The organism is Acinetobacter guillouiae, assembly GCF_002370525.2.
In the GTDB taxonomy this organism is placed as follows: Bacteria; Pseudomonadota; Gammaproteobacteria; order Pseudomonadales; family Moraxellaceae; genus Acinetobacter; species Acinetobacter guillouiae.
Window position 1 is genome coordinate 1909048 of sequence record NZ_AP014630.1, and the last position, 26487, is coordinate 1935534.

Sequence of the window (26487 nt, forward strand, 5' to 3'; positions counted from 1 at the left end):
GTCCTGGCGCATAAAGCGCCTTTTTTTATGCTTGAGGAATTTATGAATATACCAATTAAGGGCGCAAAAGCTGGGGCACAACAGCCACGTCAGCCAGTGATTGATCTTGACTCAGCACAATCTAAAACTTTTATAAAAATTCTTGGTGGTTTGTCTGAGGGTCCAATTAAAGGTTTGGCCAACGGGTACAAATCAATTTTTTTAGATGACACACCTTTGCAAGATGCAAATGGTAATTGGAACTTTGAAAATGTCAGCGTTGATTTCCGAGAGGGTACAAACGATCAAACCTATATTGAGGGATTTCCAGACATATCATCTGAAACAGCGATTGGGGTTGAGTTAAAGTCTGAAACGCCATGGGTCAAAGCATTTAATAATACAGAGCTTGATGCGGTTCGTTTGCGCCTACGTTGGGGACCATTACGTCAACAGAATGAGAGTAATGGTGATTTAAATGGATATACCATTCGTTATGCAGTTGATGTGCAAACCGATGGTGGTACTTGGTCTGAAGTCTTAAATACTCAAATTTCTGATAAAACTTCAGCCAACTATGAACGTTCTCATCGCATTGAATTACCAAAAGCTGATTCAGGTTGGCAAGTGCGTATTCGACGTTTAACACCAAATACCAGCTCAGAATTTATCAGCGATAAAATGTATGTGCAGGCGGTCACAGAAGTGATTGATGCAAAGCTGCGCTATCCTAATACCGCTTTGCTTGGGCTTCGTTATGATGCACAAACATTTTCAAATGTCGCAAAAATGGCAGTTGAATGCGAAGGTGTGGAAATTCGTTTACCAAGCAACTATAACCCTGAGACACGAATATATACAGGACTATGGGATGGTAGCTTTAAACGAGCATATAGCAACAATCCAGCATGGCATTTTTATGATGCTTGTATTGCAAAGCGCTATGCTTTGGGTAATCGCATCAATTCATCCATGATTGATAAATGGTCTATTTATCGTTTAGGCCAGTATTGTGATCAGCTGGTGCCAGATGGTAAAGGGGGGCAAGAACCACGATTTACTTTAAATGTTTATGAGCAATCTCAGGATGATGCTTGGTCTGTATTGTCCAAAATGGCGGGGGCTTTCAGAGCCTATATTTATTGGGATGGTCAAGCGATTGTCTGTGATGCCGATATTCCACAAGACACGCTATACACTTTCACCAGTGCCAACGTCATTGATGGGCGGTTTGAATATTCAGGCACACGTGCACGTGATCGACATACAATTGCGAAAGTGGCTTATGACAATCCAGAAAATCGTTATAAAACTGAATATGAAATTGTGCGTGATGAGGCAGCCATTGCAAAGTATGGCATTCGCATCTTAGATATTTCTGCCTATGGTTGTACTTCAGTGGGTCAGGCACAACGTGCTGGAAATTGGGCATTAAAAACCGAACAGTTTGAAACTCGAACTGTGACTTTTAAAGTCGGCCTAGATGGTTTTATTCCGCGGCCAGGCAAAGTGATTGAGATTGCAGATCCAATTTTTGCAGGCCGTGCCAATGGTGGACGTATTTCTTCAGTGAGTGCTGATTTAAAAAGTATTACTGTTGATCGTGATGATGTTGTATGTCGCGCGGGTGATCGCTTGGTGGTGAATGGAGAGGATGGTAAAGCACAGGCGCGAATGGTTCAGTCAAAAAATGGCAGAGTAATTACCGTTGTGGCTGCATTCGATTCTGTAGCAGCACAGAACGTGTGGATTGTGGATGCTCAAGACTTGGCAACAATGAAGTTTAGAGTGGTATCAATCAGCCGTGATGATACACATCAATTCACAATAACTGGCTTGCAATATAATCCTGCAAAATTTGATGCGATTGACCAGGGAACATTTATTGATGATCGTCCAATCTCAATCATTAATCCAAATCTACAATCACCTGTTGAATCAGTTTCGGTTTCTTCAGATGAAATGGTGCAACAAGGATTAACGGTTGCCACGATGTTAATCGCTTGGCCACAGGCAGCAAGTGCTGTGAAGTATTTGGTCGAATGGCGCAAAGATGATGGCTCTTGGATGAAGATGCCGATAACGGGTAACAACTCAGTTGAAGTTCAAGGGATTTATTCAGGAAATTATCAAGCAAAAGTCACAGCGATTAATGCGTTTGAAGTGGCCTCATTACCGACCTATTCAATTTTGACTGAGTTAAAAGGTAAACAAGGAACTCCACCAGCATTGGCTTTTATTAATGCAACGGGAATTTTATTTGGTATCAAACTGGATTGGGGTTTTCCTGCGGTTGGTGCACTGGATACAGCTTATACGGAAATCCAAGTTTCACCCGATGGTGTAAGTAATATTGCTCAATTGGGATTATTTGCTTATCCGACTAGTACGCATACTTTGCAAGGGCTACAACCAAACCTAAAACAATATTATCGTGCTCGTCTGATTGATCGAATTGGAAATATTGGCCCCTGGTCAAGCTGGACCAATGCAACCACTTCAGCAGATGCATCGGATATTTTGGAAATCTTGGAAGGTAAGATTACTGAAACGCAACTTCATCAAGATCTGCAAACTAAGATTGATCATATTGAAGCAGTAGATGCAGAAATAGGGCCAATCAAACAGGACATTCAGAATACTAAGGATCAGATTAATCAAGAAATTATTGATCGTCAATCTGCAATTCAACAAGCCAAAGATGGTTTATCTCAGCAAATTATTGATGGAGATAAGGCTGTACTTCAGGTTGTTGATACGGTTAAGAAATCAAGTGAGGATGGAATAGCCGCTGCACAATCAGAAATTAAAGTTGTTGCTGATAATCTGAAATTGACTGCTGAAAAAACTGATGGTGTTTACGCTCAGTTGAACCCACCTTTAATTGGGTCCACTTCTGATCTGATTGGCAATGATCAAGGCTTCGCGGGAACCTGGTCGCTTCAATCCGCAATGATTGAAGGTGATCTGGTTTTGAGTAAGCGCATTGATACAACTGTTGCACAAGTCAATGATGTTCAAGCCTTTGCACAGCAAGAAGTTCAAGCGCGTATTGATGGAGATAAGGCCACTGTCCAAAAGATTGATACTTACATTGTTGAGAATGATCAAGCTTTAGCAACTGTGCGAAATTCAGCACAAATTGCAGTTGAGAAATCAAATTCAAATGCGGTGTTAATTGATGCTTTAAATTTAGAAATTAAAGACAAAGCAAGTACAGGTGCTTTAAATCAGGTCAAGTCGGATTTATCTGCTGTTGATAATCGCGTCATTGCAAATACAACCATGCTGAATGGGGTGTATGCGCAAATCAATCCACCATTGATCGGTTCTGAGTCTGATTTGATTGGTAATTCTAGCGGTTATGCTGGCGTATGGTCTGAACAATCAGCACGAATCGAAGCAGATATGGCGCAAGCCATTCGGACGGATACAGTCCAAACAGAATTGAATGGTAATAAAGCTGCCGTTCAAGAAGTTACACAATCTGTTAATGGTCTTTACGCGCAGAAATTTATCAAGCTTGATGTGAATGGGAAAATTGCAGGGTGGGGTGGCGCAAACGATGGTGTTGAATCTCAATTTATTTTAAATTTTGATTCATTCGCTATTGGTAGTGGAAATAGCACAGGTTATTACCCTTTTATATTTCGAACTACACCATTTACTGATCCTGTTACAGGAACTGTTTTCCCTGTCTCAGCTTATCTAAAAGCTGCAATGATGGATTACCAATCAGTGAATACATCTCATATTGTTGATTTATCTGTTAAGACGGCCAAGATTGATTCTTTGGCTGTGACAACTGCAAAAATTGACAATTTAGCCGTGACAGAGGGGAAAATAGCAAACCTTGCGGTAGATACGCTAAAGATCAAAGACAATGCTGTGACTGTTCCTGTTTCGGCATTTGCTGAAGCGAATCTGACCATTGGTACAAGTTATACCACTGTGCAAACTTTGGCTGTACCAGCAGATATGGGCCATACGATCTTAACTTTTGGATCTGTATTTAGCTTTGTGGGTTATACATCGAGTCAGCGTTTACTGTGTCGAGTACTCAAAAATGGATCTGTCATCTTTGAAGATTTAGAAGTGCATTTTATTGATTATGCTTCTGTTGGTACAACGACTCAAAACAGTGGGCAACATAATCACAGTATAACCGTCAATGTTAGTGGCTCAATGACCGATTCAGGAAGCCATTCGCATTCATTCAATGGTAATACCCAAAACTCAACAGCTGGAACAATTTCGGGTTCTTCACATAACCATAGTTACAATGGATCGACCAACACAACGGGTTCACATAGCCATAATTTAAGTTTGTCGGGAAGTGCATCAATGGGTTTAGACGGGATTCATAATCACAATGTTGAGATTAGAGGCAGTGCTCGAAGTGCAGGAACCTTAAATATTTCAAGGCATGATTCCACATTGATTGCGGGAACGTTTGAGCTTCAATTGCGCTCAGATTCTGGCGGCAATGTGAATGTATCACAGCGTTATATTCACGCAATGACGATGAGGAAATAATGGCATATTTTGCAGTGTATTGTATTGAAACAGGTGTCATTCTAAATGTTGTTGAATGCCCTGAATTCTTAAAGCAAAGAATACATCTTGATCCAGGTCAAGATGTATTACAAATAGAGGACCAGATAGAGCAACAGCGTTATCTGGTCAAAAATCAGCAGCTGGTTGAAAACCAATATTATTTGAATTGAAAGCACCTACATAGGTGCTTTTTTATTTTCTGGAGAAATAGGTCATGGCAGAACCAGCAACATCAAGCACAGCATCATTCGGTTTAGCAACAAATTTAGCAGGGGGATCAATGGTTATATATGGGGGATTATCTACCACTGAATGGATGGCCGTTGTAGGGGGGATTTGTGCTGTAGTGGGTTTAATCATTCAGCTTTGGTCAGCATATCGCAAAGACCAGCGGGATCAGCAATTACACAATAAACGCATGCATGGGAAAGATTATGAACAAGACTAAATACATAGCAATAGGTTTAGCAGCTTCGGCTGCTTTTTTTACGTCATTAATAAAGTATGAGGGCTATGAGCCTAAACCATATTTAGACAGTGCAAAAGTTGCAACGATTGGTATCGGTTCTACTCAGTACGAAAATGGTACTAAAGTCAAAATGACCGATAAACCTGTCACTAAAGAACGTGCAGTTCAAATCGCAAAGGCCCATATCGCTAAAGATGAAGTTGCGTTTCGCAAGTCACTGCAGGGTGTGAAACTTACTCAGACTGAGTATGACGTATATCTCGACTTTGTTTACAACTATGGCCAAGCAAATTGGAATGGCTCATCAATGCTTCGTAATTTGAAGGCAGGGCAGTATAAGCAAGCCTGTGCATCACTTCTTAAATACAAATACGTAGCCAAGCGAGATTGCTCAATACGTTCAAATGGTTGTTATGGTGTTTGGACACGCCAACAAGATCGTTATAGCAAGTGTATGGGAGTGCAGTAAATGCCAATAGCCACAATCTTGTGGAAGTATAAAAAATGGATTGCAATTGCGGTCTTTATTTTTTTATACCTGGCACAAATTGCTTATACGAATCATTTGGCCACAAAGCTTAGAAATGCTGAAACAGTTTGCAATATAAAGATTCAAAAACTCAAAGATGATCAGCAAAAGGCATTGGTCGAAAAGCAAAACAAAATAAATAAAGTGAGCGCAGATTATGAGCAGCTTAAATCAGAACAACGTGTCATCACAGAAACGAAAATCCGTGAAGTGCAAAAGATCATTGAGCGTCCTGTTTATAACAATGTTTGTGTTGATGATGACGGCTTGCGCATCATCAACACACTTATCACCGACGATTCCAGCTAATCTAGTTGTACCTTGCCCTAAGCTCTTGAAACTTGAGTCAGGGCAGGGCAAAGAAATAACACTTTGGATCATTGATACTGTTGCTAAATACAATGAATGTAGCGCTTTGAATGATGCGAAGAATAAAGCCCTTAGTTGAGGGCTTTTTTTGCTTCTTTCTTTGTTAGTTCTTCGACTGATAGTGTGAGCATATCAATAACATTCTGGACTTCATTTTTCCTTTGATCAGCAATAATCTTTAAATCATTCCACACACCATCTGGCACAGGTCTAGTGCATTGAAGCCAATGTGTTATTCTGCGCTCATCAACATTTAATGCTTCCGCTAAAGCTTTTTTCCAAGATTTTCCAAATAATGAAACACCTATTTTTTCAAGCTTGTCGCTATCCTTGAAATTAAAATACTTATTCCAAAACCAATCGTAATGTTCAGAAATAACAATAAAGTTGTTTCCAAAATGATCCTGTTGAACCATGTCTAAGATTTCAGTGTATTCATGCTTATAAATTGGCTTCTCAACTGCGCGCAAGCCAATGTAGTAGATCCCTTTGTTTTCGTAAATACGGATATTGTCTTCCATATTTTTATGTTTAGTGTATTGAATTTCCACATCAAATCGATTTTCAATTTGAGCTGAGATTTGATTATTAATAATGTCTTGATTATTCATTTTAATATCCTTTGGCCGCCCCTTTCTGGGCAATTAAAATTAATGATGTAGGTTTGATTCAACTAGCTTCTGAAAATCACTGAATTTTATTGTTTTAGGAAGGACTTCATTTATGGAGTTTAAGGCATTTTTAATTAATTCAGCTTTACCGCGACTATCTTCATCTGCGTAATATTTCATTTCAGAATATTTTACAACTTCACTTGCTATAACTTCAGCATCATATTGATCATTAGTTTTTGAAGCCTCGTTTTTTATAATTTCTGATTTAACGAACTCAATAATTTCTGATTCACTTTCAGAAGAAAATACTTGCTTGCCATCAACTGCAACAACTGCAGATTCACCAGACCAATGTAAGCTTACAGCAAGATTATTTAAAGATAAGCCATTCAAACCATTTTCTTTAGTAAATCCTAAAGCTTCCAAGTTATTCATTAAAGTTTTCATTTTATCTGCCTCGCAGTTCTGAGTGATGCACTGTTGCTTCTCTCTATATGTTTATTATGTGCAATTATATTTGCACATTCAAGCTTAAAATTGCTTTATTTTAAATCTCCCGACGAACGGTCAACCAACCTCCAACAATCCATCAAAACTAAAATAATTTTGCGTCAATTTCCCTCGACTCATGCTCCATTTTCTGTCTTTCAATAAGCATGGTCCAATCGCCAACTTCTTACTAAACTTCTCATTCACTTGTTCAAGCGCAGTTTGAAGATCGTCATTCCTTTGTAATTCCTCATGATCAGCAAGAAGATCAGGCACATATCTCGACTTAGATTCAATGCAAGTCAGAATCACACCGCACTTTTTAAAATCCACACCATCCTTGTAAACCTTATCCATTTGCCTAAGAATATGCTTAATAATTACTGCTGCTGAATCTGTTGGCTCAGGAAATGAAACACTCACACTTGCTTTATAAAATGGCTTTTTAGTGTCGAAAGGGTTTGAATGTGCAAAAGCTATAACGCATCCAGTCAAACCATTTTGTCGTCTCAATTTTTTAACAGCACCTTGTATATAACAACTCATGGCTTCAGACAATGCATCTTTATCTGAGACTCGCTGCCCAAAGGATCTTGAAGAAACTATCTGCTTTTTATCAGGTGCAACTTCTTCCAATTCAATACATGCTGTGCCTTGCAACTCCAATACAGTACGCTTTATCACAACTGAAAACTGACTCTGAATAAACGCTGGATCTGCGATAGCTAAATCAAAAACAGTCTTGATATTTAATGAATGAAGCTTTTTACAGTGCTTGTGACCGACTCCCCAAATCTCACCAACATCTATATTTTGAAATAGTCCTTCTTTGGAACATGGGTCCATTTCTACAAGATTACAGATTCCTTGAAAGTGCTTATTCTTCTTGGCAATGTGATTTGCCATCTTAGCTTCTGTTTTACTGCGACCAATGCCAATGCACACTGGCAAGCCAAGCCACTTCAAAAGGGCATCCTTTATTTTTCCAGCCAGTACATTTAGATCTTGATTTACATAGCTTGTAAGCTCAACAAAAGTTTCATCAATAGAATAAATTTCAACATCTTTTTCACTGACAAATGATTTTATTGTCGCTGTGAATCTATGTGACATTTCTTCATAGACTGCATAGTTGCTTGATAGAACAACTACATTGTGCTTTTCAACTATGTCTTTGATTTGGAAAAGTGGCACACCCATTTTTATACCAAGATCCTTGGCTTCCTGAGAGCGTGCAACAGCACAGCCGTCATTATTGGACAACACTATTACAGGCTTTCCATTTAACTTAGGCTGAAATAAGCGCTCACACGACACATAGCAATTATTAATATCGATGAGCGCGATAATCCTTTCTTTCATAAAATTGATTACGTAACGAAATCAAATTCATGATAATTTTCTAGTAAATTAAATTCAAATTTAAAAACTGTGGATAAACAAGGGTGCGTCAGAATAAGACGTTTTAATTTAATTTTTCTCATGATGTTTTTATAAATTCATGCCACATTTTTTGCCACAGATATTTAATATCTAGTAATATACTATCAACTATAAAAGTTTTAACTCATTGATTTAAAACGCCATAGATGTTATATGACTTGATTGTTTAATGTGTAAGCGGGTTCAACTCCCGCGATCCTAACTAGGTTTAGTTGTGTTATCCCATTTAATTTGCATATAAAAAATAAAACAAAGGTTTAAAAGATATGAATTCTTTAAAACCTTTAATACTGTATTTACATTTTATGATCTGGCTGCATCTCTTCTCGTAATAGCCTCTCTTGCACCTTCAGGAGTTGATTTATAAATTTCTTCTATCTCTCGTGGTTCTGTAATAGTTTTTTTAACAATGAAATTAATCAAATCGAATATTTTTGCAGCAATATAATCTATGTCATCATCATTCATGATACCAGGATGGACTGCGTTATTTCCTGTAATCCTTACAGTATCTGCTGCTTGTTGCACAGCTGCATTTAATTTGCCTTGTGCAACAAGCGATTTGATATCTTCGTTGATATTATTGCCAGGTTCGCCTAGGTGTTTCAATAATTTTTGTAGAGCAAGTCTTAGTAAGGCAGCTGATGCTTTTGGGGATTTATGAAATACTGACTTTGCTTCTTCAAAATCAACTTTTACATCGTGCGGCATATCTTTTTCTGGAATAACGGAGACAGAAATATCTGGAAATATCATGTGCGTTTCTAAAATTTCATTAGTTAGCTCATTAAGTTGAGAGCGCCATAAAGATTCTTGGCTACATTTAGCGCATGAGGCTGTATGAACTAAATAGTTGCCTACTACAAGAATTTTGCGATTCCATTGCATATGTGCATAAGCTTTACATGAAGGGCAATTAAAAGCTCTTAGTTCGAATTCAGGTTGTACAATTTCCATGGATAATTCCTAAAGGTTAGATGAATTTAAATGTTTATAAAGTTACTATGTTGTTGAGTTTGATTAGATCTTTTCAAGAGAGATAAATAAGAAATTATTGATTTAAGGTTTTTGGAGTTTAAAATTCACTCTAATTGGCTATTTATTTCTTCAATTAATATATCTCTTTGTTTTTCTAGGGATCGTACTAATTGATCTGCCATTTTTGCGTTTGAATTACCGCCTTTAGAAGATGCCCATACATCTCTCTCTCTTCTTGCATTGTGTAATTTTATTTCAATTTGCTCGAGTTTTGTTTCTAAATTTTGACTCATCTTCCTACCAAAATCTTTAAATAAATTTTGTCTAGATTAATACTTTAAATTACAGTAAACAATATTAATTGTATTGTTATGTAAAGACATCCAATATTTTTAATTGAAACGAATTTGAAAGTATGAAATTTATATTTTATTGAAAAGATTTTTAGCATTTGCGACATATATACGACAATTTTTTATTAGTATGTTGATATTTAAAAATTTATCTTTACGTTGACATCGTAGAGGTCTCCAGTTCGAGTCTGGATATACCTACCAAGATTTTTAAAGACTTATAAGGGATTCAAGAGCTTATAGGTCTTTTTTTTGTGCTTTTATTCCATCTCTATTATACGTGAATTCAGAAAAATTGCAGAAACTGGCGGTATATTCAACATGTTTGCGATAAGTTAGCAACAAAATAAAAATAAAAAGACTTAGACAATGTGGCAATTTTTGGCGTCTTCAAGTCAAGTACAAACATCTTCGTGATGCTGGAACAGGAGATACCTTAGAAGAGTGTATTATTGTTAGGACTCATAGCATACACGTGCGACTTTAAATCAGGTTCTACTGTATTGAATTTAATACGGATTAAAATCTATTCACGTTATTGATATATTACTCAATAATCTTTCCAGCTTAGCTTAAATTTATCTTAAATATAGAAAGAAACATTTACATTTAATCATTAAATTACATTTTTAAAAAAATCATAATAAAAAAAAGAAATAAAAATGAGTTATAGTCTAAATGATTTTAAATTGCAGGAATCACACTATTGAGTATTCATGAAATAGTACTTCAAGATGATAAATTTCATTTACATAAACTTGTCAAAGTTAAAGATAGTATTTATGACCCAGTCAAAAAAGATCAATCAACTTTATGGTTTTGGATTTATTCAGACACATCTGAATTTTTTTACTTTGAATTATGGGATGAGCTTGACCATGCAAGAATAAACGAAAATATTAATTATAAAAATTGTAACTTTAAAGTAGTTAGTATTAATAATAACAATAAAATGAATTACTCATAAAACTTAATTATATTAAAGATAAATAATTTTCATAATAATAAAACATGTACCTAAGGTAAAAACGATTTAACTTTATCTATCTAGGGGTAGTAACAATACATCTCTATAGGTATAGGAAATTAAAAGTGAAAACTTAACAAGTGGCCATCAAGAGATTAATCCATTCATTAACTCGATTTGGTTTCTATTGTCGCTGGAAAACTTGTTACGCTTTTTAAATTAGTAAAAGCATCTATATCTGGTGAATCAGAGCAACTGGGTGCGAGTCAATCGGTCAAACTTTGAAATTCTTTAAAAGAGAGGGTCCATAACCCTCTCTTTTGATATTTAAAGAAAAGAGGAGATTCCTCGCTGATTTAAACCGACCTTTTTACGCACTCGAGTTTGCTTTTCTTTCAAAAGCTCATTTAATAAGCTATTTAAATGAGCATTATTGAGGGCTGCTGGCGTAAATGAGTCATAGCCAAGCTGATTAAAAAATAAATCAACTTTTGAGCACTTTTGTACGTATTTCATTGACCAGTTTTTAAAACTAATTTTGTCAATATTCATGATTTCAAATTCAATAATGCTATTGTGCCTAGCGTCATTTTTTATACTATGAAATAACGATTGAACTATAGACCTTTCACCTTCAAGACATTGAAAAAAATGATTATTGGCATAGTATAGAACACCAAAAATTTTATTTTTTCCATTGAAATCACGCGCAGTATTTAAGATAGCATTTAAATCTTCAATAAGGTCATTGGCTAATTCATTTCGAGTACTCGCATAGCACAATCGAATTAGCATACATCTTCTCTCAAGTTGCGTAGATTCGTATAAAAAATTTTATTCATTGATATCAAAATTATATGCCTCAATAGCGTATTCACCCGCTAAAAGGTCGATAAAAGAAGGGATCGTCTCACTAGAAAGAAGAAATGGATTGAAATCATCACGATGATTTTCTAGGAAAAAGTCACCAAGTCTTTTATTGACAGGGGCAAATTTCATATTCCAATGCTTAAACAAACCTATGTCGCATTTTTCGTAATATAAAATCTCACAGTTTTGATGACGTTGATCTTTTAAAATTCGGTTATAAAAAAGATCATCAACCTTACTTTTACGTCCTTCAAGACATTGAACAAAATATCCATGTCCGTAGTAGAGAACACCTGTGATTTCATTGCGAGAGTTGAAATCAACAGCTGTGTTAAGAATTTCTATCAAATCATTCTTAAGATCTGGATGAGTACTCGTAGCTTTACTTGCATATAAAACTCTTACAAATTCCATTAGAAGGCTTCCACGATAAATAATTACTTCGAACTAGTGCTAACGCTTTAATTTTATTAATAAGCTTTATGTATTCACATAGAAAGATTAGTAACGATGACTACAATACATTGATAATTAATCAAAAGCTAACAAATCGTACCAATGGGTCGAAACAGGAAATGTAAAGTTTTTTAACACTGTTTGAGTGTTTTGTTACTTTACAAAATAAATTTAGCCTATAGTTAAAATTAAATATTTGAAAATAATAGATTTAATAAATATATTTTTAATTTCGTGTGGTTAAAAAACGTACAAATGTGCGAAATTTCTCACAATCATGTAAGCCATGGATTATATCGCTAAATTTCATATTATTTATACTGCCTAGATACACCACAAGTGCTCATCATTATTATAAATCTGAATATTAATTTAAGGTGATTGTCGCTAACGCTTAAATTAAAAAAATTCATTATAAAAATGATGTGTTGAATAAAAAGTGTTGTGTATTGGGGGAGTCTTCCCCCTTAGTCGGACAACTAAGGGGGGAGCATTTTTATAAATATGAAATGAGAGAGGATGAAATGCAAATTTTAAAAAATATTGTTATTTTTATTGTCTCTGTTTTGAGTATTTCATTGCTTATTATTATTTTTGATCAATTGGGGATGAATAAAAAACTCAACTTGTTTTTATCAGCTTTACTGTATGGGGTATTCATCACAATTTATTTGCAAAAGGTATTCCTAAGTCTATCTTACTTCTTAGGATTCTATAGCCTTTTATTCATGATAAGTTACTCGGTTGAAGTCATCGTCATGCTTTTTATTTCTTGCTCTGTTTTATTGATTATAAAAATGATTATGCCGAAATTAAAGGATACACGTGTCGATCGATTTTTTATTCTTAATAAGTTATATAAAAAGTAATTTTTAATGTTTTTTTTATTTTTATCTTGAATTATAAGTTTATCTTAATTGGTGAGTTTAAGTGTTAATGTGGTTTTGAGTTGTAAATATTATAAACTAGAACATTTTAATCACATAAAATAACACTTGAATTAAAATATTAATTTATAGTGTTATTTTAAATCAAAATATATTTTAGGGAGTAATATAGTATGTTTCGTTGGGCGATTATCTTTGCTGTAATAGCACTTATAGCGAGTCTTTTAGGATTTGGTGGTGTAGCAGGTCTTTCAAAAGATTTTGCAGTTATTCTATTGGTTGTCGCTGTTATCCTTACTGTGATTGGTTTTATTTCTCGTGGAAAGGTATAGTCACTATAAACCATCTAACGATAGAATTTAATCATTCTATCGTTAGATATAATGAATTTGAAAATACTTAAATCATTTAAATAAATTTGAACTGAGAACATTATGAAAAATATTAACTATGATTTTGTTTTAGAACAAATTTATAATTTTTTACTTTTAAGACCTGACTTTAATAGTAAAACAAATTTTGAGAAGATCGCTGAATATTTCAGAGCTTTAAATGAGGGCACAGATGATGAGTTCAATTTTGAGAAACCAAACAAAATCTCGGGTAAATTTGGCAGTAAAAAAAATATAGTAATAGTCAACGCACCTGAAATAAATAATAAAAATAAATTTTTGGAATGGGTTGATCGGCAAATAAATCTATAAGATTTTTTTGATTAAGGGTATTTATATGCATCATAGACATAAGCGAAAAAAAGCAGCATTGATTTCAGAATGGTCAACTGATCAAGACTGCTATTTGATTGAAAATAGTTCATTACCTATTGAAATATTAAAAGATTCTTTATCATTCTCTGAAGAAGAAATACTTGAGAGAAAGATGCAGTTAGGATTAGTTCGCCAGCAACGACAAATGATGAGAAGCAGTTGAATCAAATATTCTAAGCTTCTCAATTCATTTTTATAATTTTAGCCTTAATTTAATCGGTCTAAAGTGACTAAGAGTTATCTCATAGAGTAACTTAACTAATCAAAACTACATCCTGAATATAAGATGCTACACTTATGGTAGTTTTTAAAGATGCAAAAATTTAGGGCTGTGCGTTTAGCTACTGGAAGTGAATAATCATAACGTTTTTCTGTTTCTTGACCACCTTTAATAGGTGGAAGCTAAGGTAACTCAGCCATCTTAGTAAGTATATTTTAAAATAAGGCATAAACTTTATTCAAGTGAAAGCCAGTTACTAAAATCATTATACTTAGAATAAATACCTATACATGAGAGCTATTAAAAAGTGACATTGTTTACATGATTTTGACAGAAAATAAACTTAACTAATAATTCAAAATGGAATTATATAGGTGATAATGGATTATCAATCTTAATCTATAAATTGTTAATTATTTCATGTGTAAATTATTTATAAAATTTTAAACATTATAAGTTTTAAGTTTAATGGTTTATAAAACGATTTGATTAAGATTTTTGAATTATCTTAAATAAGTGAGGAACGATTATGAAGATTGCTTTAATTGGTGCAACAGGTATGGCGGGTTCACGTATTTTAGAAGAGCTTGTTTCACGTGGTCATTACGTTAAAGCCATCGCACGTAATACACATAAAGTACCAGATACAGAGCGTGTCTTATCCGTAGATGTGGACTTAAATGATCATGAAGCGCTTGTAGAAGCTCTAAAAGGGCAAGATGTTGTGATAAGTGCTGTTCCTTTTCATGGCTTAGATGCAAATGCATTGATTAACACAATTCGGGATTCTAAAGTTAAGCGTTATTTGGTTGTTGGTGGTGCTGGCGGATTGACTATTCCCAACAAAAATGTACGCTTATTGGATACAGATGACTTTCCTGCTGCGTATAAACCTGAAGCAGAAGCTGCTGTAAATTTCCTTGAAAAACTTAAACAAGTCGATGATATTGAATGGACTTTTATATCACCTTCGGCAGAGTTTGGTCCAGGAAAACGTACAGGAGAATTTCGTTTAGGCAAAGATGAACTTATAATTGGTAAAGACGGCAGTAAAATTTCAGCTGAAGATTTTGCAATAGCATTATCTGATGAAATTGAAAATAACAACCATATTAATCAACGTTTTACTGTTGGATACTAAGAAGAAGTGTATAAGAGCCCTCATGTGAGGGTTTTTTTCTATAAAAATTAAATTGATGATTTTAGCGTTTTCTAGACTTATTTGTACTTATAAGTATTTTTATTTTAAATATTTTGGTCATTGCTGTAGGTCATTTTATTTATCTATATTGAATAAATATAACTATATAGTTTAAATGAATTAAGGATTGCAAATTTTAAAGATTGTGTTTAAAAGTTGAATGGACAATACATGTAATATTTTTATGATGATAAAACAGTTAATTATGGTTAATAAGCTGTCTGAAAAGTCATTGTGGATTACATTAGTGGTCATAATTGATATAAATAAGACCAAAATTAAAATATAGAACTTGCTATTGATATATGGATTTGTCATGAAAAGCTCTTTTTTGAATTGTTATACTATAACACTTTTATGGATAGACTTATATGCTGGAAATGTTATGAAACAAAAAGTATTCATTTAAAAAACTTTGAAAAATGTCTATCAGTTTCTTAATTTAATCAGTAACTTTTATTTAAGTGTATATTCGTTATAAGAATTTTAAGATATTGTTATAATGGTCTCTAAATGAGTCTTGTATGAAAATAGATGAACGCATGATGATAAATGATTTATTGTCATTGGTTTTAAAATCACTATTCTGAGTTTTCTAAATATTAATTCATTTAAATCAACAACATTTTTAATTTTTTTGTCATTTGAAGATAAATTATTTTTCGCGTTTTAGTCATCAAACTTAGATTAGGTTGTACTTAGATTAGGTCATACATGGACTGGCTCGTACTTGGATTAGTGCTGAGTAAAATGATATGAACAGTTGCAACCATTGTAGATATGACTTTTAGTTTTATACTTTAGACATCTGCATAAGTCCTTTTTAAGACCATAGATCAACATAAAATCCCCCTCATCCTAGCTTTCTCCCAAAGCGAGAAGGAACTTTCAATACCAATCTGATTCACTCAACATGATCATTTTTTGATTTATGAAATATCTTTTTTAAGAACTACATGGGTATAAATATATTAGGAAATATAAGAATAGAAGGGGAAAATAACTAAAAATAGTTTTTTTATTGGCATTAAATCTCAAAATAGTAGAAATTTCAAAAGAATAGTAGTTGATTTCCAACCTAAGATTGAATTAGTATATCTATAAAATACGATATAGTGAATCGTAACTTAAGCATCAACGTCTGGATAACTGGTCTTTCTGATAAGTTAAAGAGTATTTGATTGGGAAGATACGAGATTCTTTATCTGGTTATGACTAGTGATTTAGGAAAGAGGGGATATGCACAAATTTTCAAAAATTGAGCTGGTAACAAATCATTTAACTAAAACGCTAGAGGATTATCTAAAATTAAAAATGAGCTGTGATGGCATATATACACATACTACAAAAAAAGAAGATGAAAATTATAAAATTGAAGTCGTTATTGATCCACCAAGTGATGTTTTAGAAACCTTTAAGAATATAGCACATGACATTAAAGATTATTTAGATACTATTGATTATAAAGGAAAATTTGAGTTTAAATTTATTGTGTAGCGATATAAAGACTACATGCAATAAGTCATATTTTTATTGAACTAAACTTCGAGGGTTTTTTACTCATTTTTTATGATTTATATACCCACAAGTCCAGCTCTTTGTGGGTATTTTCACATTATTTTAAAATAAATGCCAATAACTACCAAGTTTCATATCCCACTCTTTGGGTTCAATGACCATTCTTCCAGCATTAGGTGTTAGGGTTATTTCACTGAAATAGATATTATTTTTTGATATCAAAAAATCTATTCGGCTATAACCATATTTCAGGCAGAGCGTTTGTGATAACTCAATTAAAATGCCTAGCCGAGCTGGTTTCTTTAAATATGCAGGGCTATTGCTTTTTAAATCAACTGTAAATGGTTGGAGTGTCCACGAAGTATCGTAAATATTTGAATATTCATTTTTGAGACTATCTTGTACATCGACTTCTATAAATTTGGGTTGACCTTCAAAGCAATGGACTCTACATGTGGTAATGGTTAATTTAGTCTCTTGGTCAATCAATAAATCAACATATTGCTCAGCTAAAATTGATGGCTTAATATTTTTATAATGCCATTCTCTTTTCCTGAAATACATATTTTGCTTTAAATGATGCGTTAATTTGTTTTCCGCATTTCTTTGATCAAATTGACACTTATCATTGCAGATGATTGCGCTGCCACTATCATGATTGCATTTCAAAACAAATCTATCGGGTAGTCGACTAAAGTCAATTTCCTTGAAAGATTGGTATACACCGATCAATGGAACCAGATGAGAAGAACAAATTTTATTGCTGATCACTTCTCTTACAGCTAATTTATCAGCCAATAAGGTATGTAATGGATCTCTTTCAAAAATCATTCTTGCTGTAACTTTTTCATTAAAACTTTTGGGTTGATCAAAATTGGGAATATAACCAAGTTTATTAATAAAACGTTTGGTTAAATATTGCTTATCTGAGACAAAATATGCTCTTATAACTTTTGCAAAATAGGTGAGATTGTCAATCATTTGTCAAAACCCAATTAATGATCGTATAAGTATAAATAAGCAATACTTAAAAAATTTTTAAAAAGCGAATGACTTTATGTATGAGTATTATAGTAATAGGCTTATTACTCTGAATATTTCATATTTACTTTCACTTATGGGGGGATTGGAAAATTTATGGGGCTATGTTTTTGAATTATAAATTATTATATTTAATCAATATGTTGAATCCAGTTTTTATATGTGTAATATGACATATTTGAATCAAGCGCGTGGTTATTGTAATCCATGAAAATTTAAGCTTTAGATTGCTTAGGTCGACAATCCTTAGGCGATTTGCTAAGGATTTAAGCAGTCTGTTACATAAAATTTACGATACATATATGAAGCTTTACCAAAAGGTAAAATATTTTCTTGAATCTTAATATGAATTGTGTAAAATTTAACCAGTGAAGAAGGTTGTGCTTTTCACTTTGACTTGGTATTTAAGTCTTTAATAAACCCACCTATTTTTAGGTGGGTTTATTAATTTTAGCCTAATCAATAAATGATAAGTATCTGGCTTCTATCTAAAAGCATAAAACGATTTGAAAAATGAATATTAGTATCGATGGAAAGCTGAATAGTTAAGCTTTATTGAAAGAATATTGAGGATTTAATGTGATTTTAAGCACACTTTTAATAAAAATGAATGAATTAATATTTGGAATAGCTACTGTAAACGGATGTTCTGCTTTCTAACTTGACATCATTGGAGTTCAAATAATGCGCTATTTGATCCAATGATGTGGTCTATTATTGTTTTGCTTAAAATTTATACGAAGGTATGGGTTGTTTATTTATAGATTTGATGTAAATTCAGAACAACATCTTTAAAATTAATTCTTATGAATATTTGTATAGGCGGTCCCTGGCATGGAAGTAAGTTGCTAGGAAATGATAATAAAAAGTCTTTTAAAGTAAAAGGCAAATTACCCAATTCAACAACAAACTATTTTAAAAGAAAGATTCAGTTTAAAAACGTATTTTATATTTTTTGGGTATCTGATGAACTGATGTTATTAGATGAGAATGAAATTATTAAAAATTTTTTACTTAAAAAATTAAATATTATTGTTTAAATAAACTTCATATAAATGAAAGATGCTAAGGCGTCTTTTTTTATATTTTTTCATTTTGCCTTGCTGCATTTGGGTTACAGTGAAATGGTGATCATCTTGGATAATCCATGATTTTTTTATTTTGATTGTTTGATGATTTATTTTAACAAATGGTAAAAAATATATTTTAAGTTGCTTAAATTGTTTGATATTTTACATAATTTGTTGTATAAAAAAGAAACAACAATAAAATGAGGGTGAAATCATGATAGACAAATCAATAAACATCGTTTTTTTCTTTTCCGTATTTATTGCCTTAACTTTACTGGTACACCTGTTGGGAAATGTGCCAACTGGCGTATGGTTTCCAAAATAAAACTGCTTAATGGAAAAGCTCATCTTGAGATGGGCTTTTTACTTTATGGAGGGATTGATTTTGATCCAGTTATTAAAATGTATGTTTGGCTTTCATCGTGTGATTGATACGCATTATTGTAAAGACGGAGAGTTGGCGGTGTGTCATCATTGTCTAAAAGTTGTTAAAAAATAATCATGTAAATGAAATAACATGGAATACATGATATTTCAATTTTTATACTCAATTCAAAGTTAAGCTGTTCATAATATTTTTTTACTTTGCGAGTGTGAGTTTTTAAATGCCAATACCTAAAATGAATGAGACTAAAACAGATTCCAATCAAGCGCCATATTTTTCAATTGAGCAGCTTAAAAGATTTTTGAAAACACAAATTAGATTAAAAGCCGATGAAGGAGAGTTATTTGTAAGTGAATACATCACTACAGATTTCGCACAACATGACATCGTTAATCTGGGTGAAGAATTTAAGAAAGCGGGCTACAAGGTGAGTATCAAAAATGAAGGTAAAGAAAAAATATTTTCTGTTTTTTGGAATTAAAACACTGTAAGTTTTAATGTCTCCTGAAGGAAATAACCACAACTTTATTCCATCACCTAAACGAACCAAATTTTACTTTTTTCTAGGGTTTAATTTTTCAATCAAGACAGTCCCAACGATGAAAATCATTTCAATAGTCTGTCTCGTTTTATTGTGGGGTGAAGCATATGTCGAAAATAAGATACATATCAACAAGATCAATCTAAGACTCTGCACTTGCAGGATTAAGTCACTGATTAGATGTCAGCTATTGGCCGCGTTGTGGCAATATGGCATAGTTCTGCTATTGTGTGATGTCGTCGAATAGCCCCTGAATTCACTGTGGAATTCTTATGCGGGGCTTATGGGAGAACAAAGTGAATAATTTAGATAATCAAGATTTAGAACAGCAATCTCAACCAGAGCAAAAAGATTCTAGCGTAATGAATGATATCGTGAATTCGATCAATCCTTTGGATGCCGTTGATCTGATCTTGGAAACAGGTCGGTTGATTGTGAATACGAGTAAAGATATTGTTTCTGATATTGCTGACAACATTGATATTGATATAAGTCTTTAAAATTAATTCGCAAATGTACCCATCAAAAGTTGGGGCTTTAATTTATGTGATTGAACTTTTTTGCAGATGATACTTAAATCAATGATGAAAAAAATTCTCTTGGCATTTCTTATATTGAATTCGAAATTTAGCTTTGCTGATCCAATAAAACCAACTTTTCTTGAAGAAAAATTAGATATTGAAAAGTTTAAAAAAGAGCTAGATGATAAACATACGTCTAAAATAAAAAAGTCGCTTTTTCTTGTAAAAAGAGAGCCGAAATTGGACCAGCCTAGATATAAAGCAGTTATGCTGAGAGTCGCTAAGGATAGGCAGGATAATTCTTTTAAATATATGAAAATGATCAATTATGTAGACTGTGATAAAAATAAAACTTATACATTTTTGTCATTTTATGATGAAAACGGCATTACACATGGTATTGGTTCATCTAATGACGATCTTGCAAGAGATAGTCCATTAAGAAAACAAGTCTGTATCATTGAATGATGGTGAATAGTTGAAAAAAGTATGCTCATTTTATGATTTAAAATTGACACATTTCACGTTATTTAGTAAAACTGTGATTGTTAATTCATTATAGTGAATAAACATACAATAATCCTTAATCAGCGCAAAATTAAGGGGAAGCCTCACAGTGATGTGAGGCTTTTTTATTCGAACAACTTATTCCAAAGCAGTGTTCGAAATCGCTCGTGAGTAGTTGTTTGTGACTTGTTTAAAACTAATAGAGATCATGCTCAGCTTTAAAGCGTTCCAGATTCCGAAGTGCGTCTTGATAACGTGAGCGTACTTGACTGCTATTGCTACGAAGATCAGATAATTTCTTTTTATAGTCGTCGCGATCTTTGGCAGAGAGATCTTTGCTGTCTAATTTTCCAAGATAGTAATCTAGATTGTTTTGTGCAGTATTAAATTCTGAATTCGCATGATAAAAGTTACTGGCGACTTGATAATAATGACGTAAGGATTCACGTTTCTCTGCAGGACAAACTCGAAAATTACCGCGACCTTCTAAAGCTTCGTAAAAGATATTTTCAGGTTGACAGTAAGCTCCTAAACCTTTTAGGTAACCCATTTCATAAAGATTTTGACTAGGAGTAATATTGGCTTTTTTACAAGAGGAATAGTATTTATCTATATGGGATTTATTTCCAGCAGCGCCATCTTTTTCACCAACGTTAAACCAATTTGCAGTTTTACATTGTTCAACACTCATTGCAGCACAACCGGAAAGTAAAACCGTAAAAGTAGATAAAATTACTATAAGTTTCATGAAAAATTCTTCCAAACGATTTTTGAATTACTTTTAAAAAATGATTTTATCATGACAAGGTCAATAATTTCCTGATCATCAATACGGATTTACATGAAAAGTGCATCTAAAATTTGAGATAAAAAAGTGTTTTTATCATGATTCTGCAGCTATTGCCGATATCGTATTTTAACTTTGGCGTATCTTCAGATTGTGCATAATGTTTGTATTGCAGTTGATAGATATAAACCCAAGGATTCATCTTCAAAAGAACAGAACTGCTAAATTCTTAACTTCATTTAATTTAAAAATAACGGATGGGCAGTTAAATTTAATAGATTGATAATTTATTCAGATTTTTTCTAAAAATAGGATTTTTCATCTAACGCTATAAAAATAAAGCGGATTAAAGCAAGACTACAAATCCAAAACATAGACAATCATTGAGCTCAGTGCAGTGACGATTACACAGAAATTTATAGTTACTTATTTAATTTCATAAAACTTATATACTATGATTTTATAGTTAAATTTACATTGATCTTTAAAGTGGCTTAATTCTAATGTTTGGGAAGATCGTTTTTACTGTATCGGTAGTCTTATCCATAGTTTTTTTTGTTCTCGGTTTAACGGAAGCTATTGTTGAGTTTATCGTTATTGGATGCCTTGGTTTTATTGCATCAGGCTTGGTTTTTAAACAAATGAAAATATCATTCAAGCAGAATGACGACTAATTTTGTGGTTTTAACCAAGAGTACTTTTGGCTAATTTTTATTGTCAAAAAATGCTATGCAATCATGGTGTTGAATTTAAAAATTAATCGGATATCTTTTAACCGTAATTATTTTTACAGATTTCTTACTTACTTTTGCCAGTGAAAAACAGAACAAACAAAAATTATCAAAGTCGCTAAAAAAGAAAGATCTAATTTTCTATAGGAATGTAAGCACTGAGCTAAAAAGTAAAAAAGCTTGATAGTGCCCTCATTGGAGGGCTTTTTTGTGTCAAAGTGCTGAAAAATATTAAAAAAATCACATATCATTATAATAATATAATATTTTATTATCATTTTATGATATTTTTATGTTGTTATATAGCGCTATAAATCTATATAAATCATCTTATATTGAATAAAAGGGGTAAAAAATAATGGCTAAAATTGACTTAAATCCATTGGCTGAAATTGATGGCTTCACAGCAGCAGCACTTGTCGACTTTACAAGCGGATTATCACTTGCCGCTCAAGGAACGGGAATCGATTTAGAACTCGCTGCTGCTGGAAATACGGAAGTTTTAAGAGCAAAAATTAAAACAGCAAAAGCACTAGATTTGAAAGATACGATTGATGATGTTTTGATCACACTCGGGAAGCAGTACCATTTATTACGTCCACTTGAAAAGAATAGCGATTTATTTTTATACCTGGTATTGGATCGCCAAAAATCGAACTTAGCGATGGCAAGACATGAACTTCGAATTTTTGAAAAAGAGTTAGATTTTTCTTAAAAGCAGCAATTGGCTATTATATTGGATACGATGTAATAGCCATTTTAAATCATCAATACTAAGAAAATAGAATGCATATTTAGCATATAAATACAGTCTGAATATAGGCTATATAAAGATGTTAAAACTTGAGTGAAATAGTCGACTTAAGTCTATGAATGTAAAGTTATAAATATGAATACCATAAAATAAAAAAATATCATTGAAAATCTCATAAATGTTATTAGAATTCTATTTCTAAATAAATTAAGAGATTGGGAATATGGAAAATAAAACAGCAAGATTAACTATTTTGATAGACCCGAATAAAAAGGAAGCTTTTGAAGAATTGTGCAACCGTCAGGATCTAAAGCCTTCACAAGTGGTTCGCCAACTGATTCGTGAGTATTTAGAAAAGCATGGTGTTGATTACGCGACTAAACCGACTTTACCGAAAAAGTAATATTTAAATTATCAATTTTATCAAAAAATAGGACTGTGCTTTTTAGGGGGAAAAGCGGGTCTTATTTATATTGAATCAGAGAAAACTGAGTAAGATTGATCAAAAATGTTGTACTAATTATTGATGATTTTGATATTTATAAATTTTTAATATATTTGATTCTGTAAAGCTGACCAATTTGAGCTTGATGATATTGAGTAAATAAGCAAAAGAGAGCTTACAGGCCGTTTTATGGCTTGTAAGCTCTTTTTGAAAATAAAGCCTAGAAACAATACGATAAATAGATTTTTTGAATTCTTTTTTGACAAAACTTCAGCTTAGTTTTGACCTTTATAGCATTGTTTTTCATATGATTATGATTAAGTGTTTTTCTGTTAATTGACCATAAATTAAAATTAAATAAATGATAATTATTATTATTAGCAATTGCATTTGAGGTTTTGCTCAAATACAATGCGCAACAATTCTTTCACAATTCCTCCTTAATTTAAGTTGCGTATTAACATGAATAAACAATTAAGATTTCAAACGCTGTCAATTTCTATACTCACCGCAATGTCAATTTCAGCATATGCAAAAGATACTTCTGAAGATGCGACAAAGTTAAAAACAATTGTAGTGACTGCGAGTAGTCAGGCAGTAGATGTTAAAGAAGCACCAGCAAGTATTAGTGTTATTACAAGCGAAGATATCGAAAAACAACCTGTGGGTAGTCTTGGAGAGTTATTGAGTAAAGTTCCTGGGGTAACAGGTGGAATTAGTCCTTCGAAGGAAGGTTCTAAGATTAAATTGCGTGGTTTACCAGACAATTACACATTGATTTTAGTTGATGGTAAACGCATCGGGTCTTCAAGAGATGTAAGTTATCGTCCAGATTTAGGTCGTCAGGATTTAAACTGGATTACACCCGATATGATTGAAAGAATTGAAGTCGTTCGTGGTCCAATGTCTTCCTTATATGGTTCAGATGCCATGGGAGGTGTAATTAATATTATTACTAAGAAGATTCCCAATGCTTGGGGCGGTAATGTCACTTTAAATTATACTCAGCCAACAACTTCGTCTGATTTAGGCACTTCTTTACAAACAGGTGTCATGGCTGCTGGTCCATTAACTGATACCTTAGGTCTGCGCTTGACTGCAGGGATGACTGAACGAGAGGCAGATAAGAAATATTCAGCAGGTAACGGAACCACAGGTTCTCAAGATCAAAACTACAATGCGATGTTGCACTATCAGCCAACAGATAAACAGTCATTCAGTTTTGAAGCAGGGCACAGTATTCAAAAGAATAAAAAAGGTTCTCAAATTAACCCCAAAACAGGGGCAGAACAGGAGACCAGTTGGGGAGCTAAAAAATTAGAACATAATTCATATAGCGTATCGCATGATGGTGAGTGGGCAATTGGTAAATCTAAGTTAAGTGCATACTACAATGACTATGATTCAAGTGTGCTTGGTTCTAAGACTAAATCAAATGAATTGATTGTTGAAGGTAGCTTAACCATGCCATTTGAGCTAATGTTTAAGCAAGTCTTAACTGTTGGCGGTCAATGGAAAAAACAAGAATTAACCAATACTGACACAATTGGTACTCTACCTGGTGGCAGTTGGGATGGGAAAAGCTATACCGACCCTAAGGTGGATAATAAAAATTGGGCATTATTTCTTGAAGACAATATTTCACTGCTCGATAATTTGACATTAACAGTAGGGAATCGTTTAGATCATGATGATAAATATGGTGATCACCATAGTCCACGCGGTTATTTAGTTTATAGTCCAATGGATGATCTTGTGATTAAAGGGGGGATCGCAAAAGGTTTCCGTGCACCAACTGTGAAAGAATCATCTCCTGGTGGGGCAACTGAATCTGGTGGGAATGGTTGCAATGGGTTAAGAGGTAAAATTTGGTATGACAGTAAGCAAAAGCCAGATACCTATACGGGTGGTAGCTGCTTTATGACAGGTAATCCAAACCTTAAGCCTGAGGAAAGCACAAACTATGAAATTGGTGTAAATTATACTGGTTTTGGTACAGATTTAGGTTTGACATTCTTCCATACAGATTTTAAAAATAAAATCACTTATTCGCCGTTAGGTCACGAAGGTGGTATTTGGTTTACTCGAAATGAAAATATTCAAAATGCAGTAACGCGTGGTCTAGAAATGGTTGTAAATTTCCCAGTTTTAGACAATCTAAAATGGAATAATAATGCAACGTATTTCTTAAAAGCAAAAAATGAAGATACTGGTGCAACCTTACTGACCACTTCAAAATTAACGGTAAATTCAGCCCTAAATTGGCAACCGATAGATCCACTCAATGTAGAATTGTCTGCGCAATATTTAGGTAAGCAATATTTAACTGATAAAAGCGCTACTCCTACGATGCAAAAACCGCATACGATTGTAAATTTAGCAAGCAATTATCAAGTCAATGATAAGCTCACTGTACGTGGTGGCTTTACTAATTTACTTGATAAAAAATTGTCAAATGGTGCAGATGCATACTTCGTTGAGCGTCAAAAAGTATTTGTAGGCGCAACCTTTAAGTTCTAATCAATCATATTGAAGCGAAGACTGACTTCACTTCAATAATAAATCATGCGTTAGAAAAACCATCTTCGGATGGTTTTTTGTTATGTATTTTTATTAGGAAGTGATTTTATTTCGATGAATCAAGTGCTGTATATAAAATAGTAAAGCAATGATCTTCAGAATTTAGGAATTTTTTGTTCGTACTAAAATTTCCCCCAATATTTTTTTGATAATTTTATAGTTTAATAAAATCAGTAGGTTATATGTTTTTTAAAAAACTTTGGGTATTTTATGGTTTTTATATTTAACTTGCTGTTATCAGAATGTTTTTTGATTTAAAATTATAGTTCACTGCCATATAGGCAGCTTAGAAAATCTGAGCCTTGACTTGCAGCAACTCTAGTAGGTTCACTGCCATATAGGCAGCTTAGAAAATCTAAGCCAGCCGCACGAAACCGCAGAATACGTTCACTGCCATATAGGCAGCTTAGAAAAATCGCGCCGTTTCAGCAAAAGTTAAATCGGCGTTCACTGCCATAT

25 protein-coding genes and 1 CRISPR repeat array (1 of these 26 only partly in view) are annotated in these 26487 nt (G+C 33.3%); of the genes, 16 read left to right on the top strand and 9 right to left on the bottom strand.

Features of this window, described 5'->3' with window-relative positions:
* The first annotated feature begins 42 nt into the window (after nt 1–42).
* Genes gpJ through AS4_RS08750 form a run of 5 tightly spaced genes read left to right on the top strand, consistent with a single transcriptional unit; the run spans nt 43 to nt 5843 of the window.
* Nucleotides 43–4515, top strand: coding sequence for a host specificity protein J (gene gpJ, locus AS4_RS08730; RefSeq protein ID WP_096733901.1), 4473 nt, complete (start codon nt 43–45; stop codon nt 4513–4515).
* Nucleotides 4515–4706, top strand: coding sequence for a hypothetical protein (locus tag AS4_RS08735; protein ID WP_004720115.1), 192 nt, complete (start codon nt 4515–4517; stop codon nt 4704–4706). The genes gpJ and AS4_RS08735 overlap by 1 nt, the downstream gene beginning before the upstream one ends.
* 44 nt (nt 4707–4750) lie before the next feature.
* A complete protein-coding gene (locus tag AS4_RS08740) occupies nt 4751–4984 on the top strand; it encodes a phage holin family protein (RefSeq protein WP_034618350.1) in 234 nt (77 codons plus the stop codon).
* Nucleotides 4968–5474: a lysozyme gene (locus AS4_RS08745; protein ID WP_096735499.1), complete on the top strand. Its 507-nt coding sequence runs from the start codon at nt 4968–4970 to the stop codon at nt 5472–5474. The genes AS4_RS08740 and AS4_RS08745 overlap by 17 nt, the downstream gene beginning before the upstream one ends.
* Nucleotides 5475–5843 (top strand): hypothetical protein, encoded by a 369-nt coding sequence (locus AS4_RS08750; protein WP_096733902.1) that lies wholly within the window; start codon nt 5475–5477, stop codon nt 5841–5843.
* Nucleotides 5844–5974: 131 nt separating this feature from the next.
* On the opposite strand, the gene AS4_RS08760 is transcribed toward AS4_RS08750, so the two are convergent.
* The 7 genes from AS4_RS08760 to AS4_RS08800 form a co-directional block, all read right to left on the bottom strand.
* On the bottom strand, nt 5975–6514 hold the full coding sequence (locus tag AS4_RS08760) for a hypothetical protein (RefSeq protein ID WP_096733904.1): 540 nt from the start codon (nt 6512–6514) through the stop codon (nt 5975–5977).
* Between the two features lie 39 nt (nt 6515–6553).
* Nucleotides 6554–6964: a hypothetical protein gene (locus tag AS4_RS08765; protein ID WP_096733905.1), complete on the bottom strand. Its 411-nt coding sequence runs from the start codon at nt 6962–6964 to the stop codon at nt 6554–6556.
* 120 nt (nt 6965–7084) lie between these two features.
* Nucleotides 7085–8368: a Y-family DNA polymerase gene (locus AS4_RS08770; RefSeq protein WP_096733906.1), complete on the bottom strand. Its 1284-nt coding sequence runs from the start codon at nt 8366–8368 to the stop codon at nt 7085–7087.
* 384 nt (nt 8369–8752) lie between these two features.
* Nucleotides 8753–9406 carry a DUF4145 domain-containing protein gene (locus tag AS4_RS21990; RefSeq protein WP_167468939.1) on the bottom strand — a complete coding sequence of 218 codons (654 nt, stop codon included), beginning with the start codon at nt 9404–9406 and terminating at the stop codon, nt 8753–8755.
* Nucleotides 9407–9531: 125 nt separating this feature from the next.
* Entirely contained in the window at nt 9532–9720 is a 189-nt protein-coding gene (locus AS4_RS08780; protein WP_096733907.1) for a hypothetical protein, read from the bottom strand.
* Between the two features lie 1354 nt (nt 9721–11074).
* On the bottom strand, nt 11075–11542 hold the full coding sequence (locus AS4_RS08795; RefSeq protein ID WP_096733909.1) for a BLUF domain-containing protein: 468 nt from the start codon (nt 11540–11542) through the stop codon (nt 11075–11077).
* Between the two features lie 39 nt (nt 11543–11581).
* Complete coding sequence (locus tag AS4_RS08800; RefSeq protein WP_096733910.1) at nt 11582–12031, bottom strand: BLUF domain-containing protein; 450 nt, start codon at nt 12029–12031, stop codon at nt 11582–11584.
* Between the two features lie 1102 nt (nt 12032–13133).
* Here AS4_RS08800 and AS4_RS08810 point away from each other — a divergent pair.
* From AS4_RS08810 to AS4_RS08835, 5 genes are all read left to right on the top strand, one after another.
* Nucleotides 13134–13292, top strand: a complete 159-nt coding sequence (locus tag AS4_RS08810; RefSeq protein ID WP_004721227.1) for a DUF1328 domain-containing protein — start codon at nt 13134–13136, stop codon at nt 13290–13292.
* 102 nt (nt 13293–13394) lie between these two features.
* Nucleotides 13395–13664, top strand: coding sequence for a hypothetical protein (locus AS4_RS08815; RefSeq protein ID WP_004721225.1), 270 nt, complete (start codon nt 13395–13397; stop codon nt 13662–13664).
* A 25-nt stretch (nt 13665–13689) separates the two neighbouring features.
* Nucleotides 13690–13890 (top strand): hypothetical protein, encoded by a 201-nt coding sequence (locus tag AS4_RS08820; RefSeq protein WP_004820756.1) that lies wholly within the window; start codon nt 13690–13692, stop codon nt 13888–13890.
* Between the two features lie 586 nt (nt 13891–14476).
* Nucleotides 14477–15088 carry an NAD(P)-dependent oxidoreductase gene (locus AS4_RS08825; protein WP_004820758.1) on the top strand — a complete coding sequence of 204 codons (612 nt, stop codon included), beginning with the start codon at nt 14477–14479 and terminating at the stop codon, nt 15086–15088.
* A 1299-nt stretch (nt 15089–16387) separates the two neighbouring features.
* Complete coding sequence (locus AS4_RS08835; RefSeq protein ID WP_096733911.1) at nt 16388–16645, top strand: hypothetical protein; 258 nt, start codon at nt 16388–16390, stop codon at nt 16643–16645.
* A 123-nt stretch (nt 16646–16768) separates the two neighbouring features.
* Here AS4_RS08835 and AS4_RS08840 read toward each other — a convergent pair whose 3' ends face one another.
* On the bottom strand, nt 16769–17647 hold the full coding sequence (locus AS4_RS08840; RefSeq protein ID WP_096733912.1) for an ATP-grasp fold amidoligase family protein: 879 nt from the start codon (nt 17645–17647) through the stop codon (nt 16769–16771).
* 1735 nt (nt 17648–19382) lie between these two features.
* On the opposite strand from AS4_RS08840, the gene AS4_RS08850 reads away from it, so the two are divergent.
* The 3 genes from AS4_RS08850 (at nt 19383) to AS4_RS08860 (ending at nt 20692) form a co-directional block, all read left to right on the top strand.
* Nucleotides 19383–19643, top strand: coding sequence for a hypothetical protein (locus AS4_RS08850; RefSeq protein WP_096733913.1), 261 nt, complete (start codon nt 19383–19385; stop codon nt 19641–19643).
* 356 nt (nt 19644–19999) lie between these two features.
* Nucleotides 20000–20203, top strand: a complete 204-nt coding sequence (locus tag AS4_RS08855) for a hypothetical protein (protein WP_096735502.1) — start codon at nt 20000–20002, stop codon at nt 20201–20203.
* Between the two features lie 81 nt (nt 20204–20284).
* Nucleotides 20285–20692, top strand: coding sequence for a hypothetical protein (locus AS4_RS08860; protein WP_096735503.1), 408 nt, complete (start codon nt 20285–20287; stop codon nt 20690–20692).
* Between the two features lie 235 nt (nt 20693–20927).
* Here AS4_RS08860 and AS4_RS08865 read toward each other — a convergent pair whose 3' ends face one another.
* Nucleotides 20928–21479, bottom strand: coding sequence for a DUF2799 domain-containing protein (locus AS4_RS08865; protein WP_096733914.1), 552 nt, complete (start codon nt 21477–21479; stop codon nt 20928–20930).
* A 1128-nt stretch (nt 21480–22607) separates the two neighbouring features.
* On the opposite strand from AS4_RS08865, the gene AS4_RS08870 reads away from it, so the two are divergent.
* The 3 genes from AS4_RS08870 to AS4_RS08880 all read left to right on the top strand — a co-directional run bounded on the left by AS4_RS08870 (nt 22608) and on the right by AS4_RS08880 (nt 25968).
* Entirely contained in the window at nt 22608–22964 is a 357-nt protein-coding gene (locus AS4_RS08870; protein WP_096733915.1) for a hypothetical protein, read from the top strand.
* Between the two features lie 262 nt (nt 22965–23226).
* On the top strand, nt 23227–23406 hold the full coding sequence (locus AS4_RS08875) for a ribbon-helix-helix protein, CopG family (RefSeq protein WP_004721206.1): 180 nt from the start codon (nt 23227–23229) through the stop codon (nt 23404–23406).
* A gap of 504 nt (nt 23407–23910) precedes the next feature.
* Complete coding sequence (locus AS4_RS08880; protein WP_096733916.1) at nt 23911–25968, top strand: TonB-dependent receptor domain-containing protein; 2058 nt, start codon at nt 23911–23913, stop codon at nt 25966–25968.
* Between the two features lie 325 nt (nt 25969–26293).
* A CRISPR array of direct repeats spans nt 26294–26487; the repeat unit is 28 nt; unit sequence GTTCACTGCCATATAGGCAGCTTAGAAA (it continues 1456 nt past the right edge of the window).